The sequence below is a fragment of the Frankia sp. AgKG'84/4 genome, from assembly GCF_023242965.2.
In the GTDB taxonomy this organism is placed as follows: Bacteria; Actinomycetota; Actinomycetes; order Frankiales; family Frankiaceae; genus Frankia.
In genome coordinates this window covers 1-4,026 of record NZ_JALKFU020000504.1, presented here as the reverse complement: position 1 = coordinate 4,026, position 4,026 = coordinate 1, and the positions used below count along the sequence as shown (strand labels likewise).

At 75.1% G+C, this 4,026-nt stretch carries 2 protein-coding genes and 1 pseudogene; 1 reads left to right on the top strand and 2 read right to left on the bottom strand.

Annotated features, from left to right (window positions below; translation table 11 throughout):
• Positions 1-817, top strand: a pseudogene (locus MXD58_RS22145) (glycosyltransferase); the annotation flags it as partial.
• Here the strand turns inward: MXD58_RS22145 and MXD58_RS22140 are convergent.
• Together MXD58_RS22140 and MXD58_RS22135 are read right to left on the bottom strand one after the other, a co-directional pair.
• Positions 775-2,607, bottom strand: coding sequence for a glycosyltransferase family 39 protein (locus MXD58_RS22140; RefSeq protein ID WP_248840349.1), 1,833 nt, complete (start codon positions 2,605-2,607; stop codon positions 775-777). The pseudogene MXD58_RS22145 and the gene MXD58_RS22140 sit on opposite strands and share 43 nt — an antisense overlap.
• Before the next feature lie 117 nt (positions 2,608-2,724).
• Positions 2,725-4,026, bottom strand: a 1,302-nt coding sequence (locus MXD58_RS22135) for an ATP-dependent DNA helicase (protein ID WP_250609844.1), incomplete at its 5' end; no start/stop codon positions are given.

Genomic DNA, 4,026 nt, shown 5'->3' with positions numbered 1-4,026 from the left:
GTCCGCGGGCGGTGCGGCCCGGTCCGCGGGCGGCGCCGCCGCCGACGCGGCGGGTGTGCCGGATCGTGCCGGGGTGGCCGGGACGGGTGACCGGGCAGCGCCGGTGCTCGCGATGCTGCCGCTGCTGGTCGTGATCTTTCCCGAGTCGATGTACGCCCTGCAACAGTCGTGGACGGAGCCTGTGCTGGTCGCCTGCCTGGCGGCGATGGTCCTCGCGGTGCGCGGCGGGCATCCCCGCGCCGCCGTGGTCGCGTTCGCGCTGGCCCTCGCGGCGAAGCAGCACATCGTCCTGCTGCTGCCGGTCGCCGCCCTGTGGCCGGCGTTCGGCGTGCGGCGGGCGGGGCTCGCCGCGGGTCTCGCGGCGCTGTTCGTTGCCCCCTGGGTGCTCGCCGGGCCGCGGGACTTCATCGACGACGCTGTCTGGACGAACCTGCACTACCGGGTGCTGGGGCACTCGCTGTCGGTGCCGGGCTGGGCGTCCCATTTCGCAGTCACGGTCGGTTTCCTGCCCGCGCTGGTCGCGCTCGCCGCGGCCTACGCGGGCATCTGGTGGGCCCGGGGGAACGCCGTCGGCTTCTGCCTCGGCGGCGCACTGGTCACGGTTGTGCTGGACCTGATGAACAAGCAGACGTTCTTCAACCACTACACGCTGCCGATGGGCCTGCTCGTCCTGGCCGCCGTGCTGCTGTGCGGCCCGGTGTCGGACGGCCCGGTGTCGGACGGCCCGGTGTCGGACGGCCCGGTGTCGGAGCCGGCCGGGCCACCCGACGAGGCTCAGCGCAACGTGGAGAAACGCTCCAGCGCCGCGCCCTCGTAGAGATCGCGCCGTTCCACCTGGACGGTGCGGTCCCGCAGGGTCGCGAGCTGGTCGGACAGCACCGCGCAGGCGCCCTCCAGGAACCGGTAGCCGTCGGCGCGCACCAGCAGCACCGCGTGGTCCGGGCCGGCCAGCTCGTTCACCTCGGCGGCGAACGTCGTGCCGTTGGCCCGTTTCATCCGGTCGGCGTAGTCGACCCAGTCGACCAGGGCCGGGCCGGAGTTGTCCGCGTAGACGATCTCCCGGACGGTCAGCGGCCCGCGCCGCACGAGCGCGCGGTGCACCGCCGGTCCGAGCTGGTCGGGGCAGTAGGCGACCACGTCGCCGGGGCGGGCCAGGGCGACGATCCGCCCGGCGATCTCCCCGGACTGGGTGCGTTCGGTGCGGGCGAGCTGCCAGCCGCCGACCAGGCCGCTGAACACCGCGACGGCCAGCACGATCGCGCGCACCCGGGTGCCCGGCAGCACGGCGATCCCGAGGGAGGCCAGCAGCAGGCAGGCGGGCAGCGCGATGCCGGTGTAGCGCTCGGCGTAGGCGCTGCCGCCGAAGGAGTTCACCAGATACGCGAGCACCAGCGGCAGCAGCCAGATCGCCGCCAGGTAGCGGCCCGGCACCCGACCCGTCACCCGGACCGCGAGCTCGCGGCCGCCGGCCGGGCGGGCGGTGAGCCCGATGAGCGCCCCGCCGAGCAGCACCACGCCGAGCAACGCCCCCGTCGACTGCGGGCCGGCCCAGTCGAAGACCGTGTCGAGCAGCACCTGCGCCTGTACCTTCGGCGCCCACGGGGTGCCGGTGTGCAGCATCTGGAACAGGAACGACGGCATCCACGGGGCGAACAGCACCGCCGAGGCGGCCATCGCGGCGAACGCCCGCAGCGTGACGCGCCGGTAGTACGGCCGCCGCCGGGCCTGCAGCAGCAGGAACGCGGCGACGGTGAAGATGACCAGGAACGTCCAGTAATGCGTGTACACCAGGGCCGCCGTGGCCAGCGTCAGCGTCGCCAGCCGGGGGAGGCTGGACCGTTCCAGCGCCCGCACCGCCGCGAACCCGAACACCAGCACCAGCAGCACGACCAGCGAGTACATGCGGGTCTCGCTGCCGTAGCGGATGGCGTACGGCGAACAGGTGAACATCAGCAGGGTCGCCACGCCCACCCAGGCCGGCGCGTCCCGGTCCGCGTTGCCGGCGGCGGTGGCGAACCGGCCGACCCGGCGCCCGGCGAGCCAGGCCAGCGGCAGCGTCAGCAGGGACAGCACCCCGGACAGCGCCCGGACCGCGACATCACTGTCGCCGAAGACCGCGATCCACACGTGCAGCAGCAGGTAGTACAGCGGCGGTGAGCCGTCGTGGCGCAGAGCGTGCAGTACGTCCGGGACCGGGCGGTTGGCGATCGCCACGGTGAGCGACTCGTCGAGCCACAGATGGCTCGGCGTCGCGAACCGCATCAGCCCGCCGATGGCGACGATGACCGCGACGAGAACGAGCAGAGCCCCGTGCGCGTGCGACGCGAGGTAGCCACGGACGGCGGACGACCAGCGCCGCCCACCGCGCCGGACGATGCCCGCGAGGGAGCTGGAGCCGGGGGTGGTGCCGGAGCCGGGGGTGGTGCCGGCTCCGGGGGTGGCGCCGGGGGTGGCGTCGGTGCCGGCACTGGCGCCGGCACTGGGCTCGGGGGTGTCGTGGGCGTCGGGCGGGCGCAGGCCAGGCAGGAGCGTCGGGCCGGAGCCGGCCTCCGGGGGTGCGTTCGGCGTTTCCCCCGCGTCCGCGTCCACGATGGGAACGCTACCCATCCTCATAGGCCATGATCTTGCCTCCCGTCTGCGGGGCGACGACCGCCGGGGGGTGGGAACCGGGGCTGGCGGTGCCGTCGGTCTCTGCTCATCCCGGGGCGAGGTCTGCATCGTCCGTCACCTGGGCGTCACAGTCGTCGCGACGGCGGGGGTGCCGTCCACGCGGCCGCCGTCCACGCGGCCGCCGTCGAGGTCGGCGTCCTCCCTGTCGTCGTCCTCCAGGCCCTCGTCGAGTTCGCCGGCCTCGACGCCGGCGAGCAGGGCCGCCAGGGAGGTCACGCGGCGCCGCCCGCCCGCGCTGCGCACCGCGTGGCGCACGGCGGGGCCGTTCACCGCCACGATCGAGAGGTGGCTCGCGGCGCGGGTCAGCGCCGTGTAGATCAGCGGCCGGGTGAGCATCCGCCCCGCCTCGGGTGGGAAGACCGCGACGACCGCGGCCCACTCGCTGCCCTGGGCCCGGTGCACGGTGACCGCCCAGCCGTGCCGGAGATCCCCGAGCAGGCCGGCGGGTACCTCGACGACTCCACCGGGGAAGCCGACCCGCAGCGCGCCGCGCTCGGCGGTGGCGAGGACGGTGCCGATCTCACCGTTGGCGAAGCCGACGTCGGTGTGGTTCGCGGTCGCGACGACCCGGTCCCCGACGTCATAGCCGGAGTTCGCCCCCGGGCCCGGATTGAGCACCCGCTTGAGGGCCGCGTTGAGCGCCGTGGTGCCGGCGGGGCCGGCGTGCACCGGGGTGACGACCTGGATGTCGACGGCGGCGATGCCCAGCGCCCGGGGGATGGAGTCGGTGACGAGCTGCACTGTGCGGTGGGCGGCCTCCCCGGAGCTGTTCGCCGCCACGACGACGACCTCCCGGCCGGGACCGGGCGGGGGAGGCGGCAGCTCACCGCCGCGCACCGCGGCGGCCAGCGTGGCGATGGCACCGCCCTCCACCTGCCGGTACAGCCGGCGCAGCTCGGTGACCGGCACCTCGCCCGATTCGACGCCTGTTTCCAGCAGGTCGGTGAGCACCTGGCCGGGGCCGATGCTCGGCAGCTGCGCCGGGTCGCCGACGAACATCAGATGGGTGCCGTCGGCGCAGGCGTCGAGCAGCGCCGCGGCGAGCTCCGCGTCGAGCATGGACGCCTCGTCGACGACGATCAGGTCGGCGTCGAGCGGGTTGTGCTCGCCGCGGGCGAACCCGCCGCCGCGGCCCTGGGCGCCGAGCAGCCGGTGCAGCGTGCTCGCCGGCGCCCCGCACAACTCCTCGAGCCGCTTGGCGGCCCGTCCCGTCGGCGCGGCGAGGGCCACCTCGGCGTCCGCCGCCCAGGCGAGACGCACCACGGCGGCCACCGTCCGGCTCTTGCCGGTGCCGGGGCCGCCGGTGAGCACGCTCACGCCCGACTCCAACGCGGCGTGCGCGGCGGCGAGCTGCAC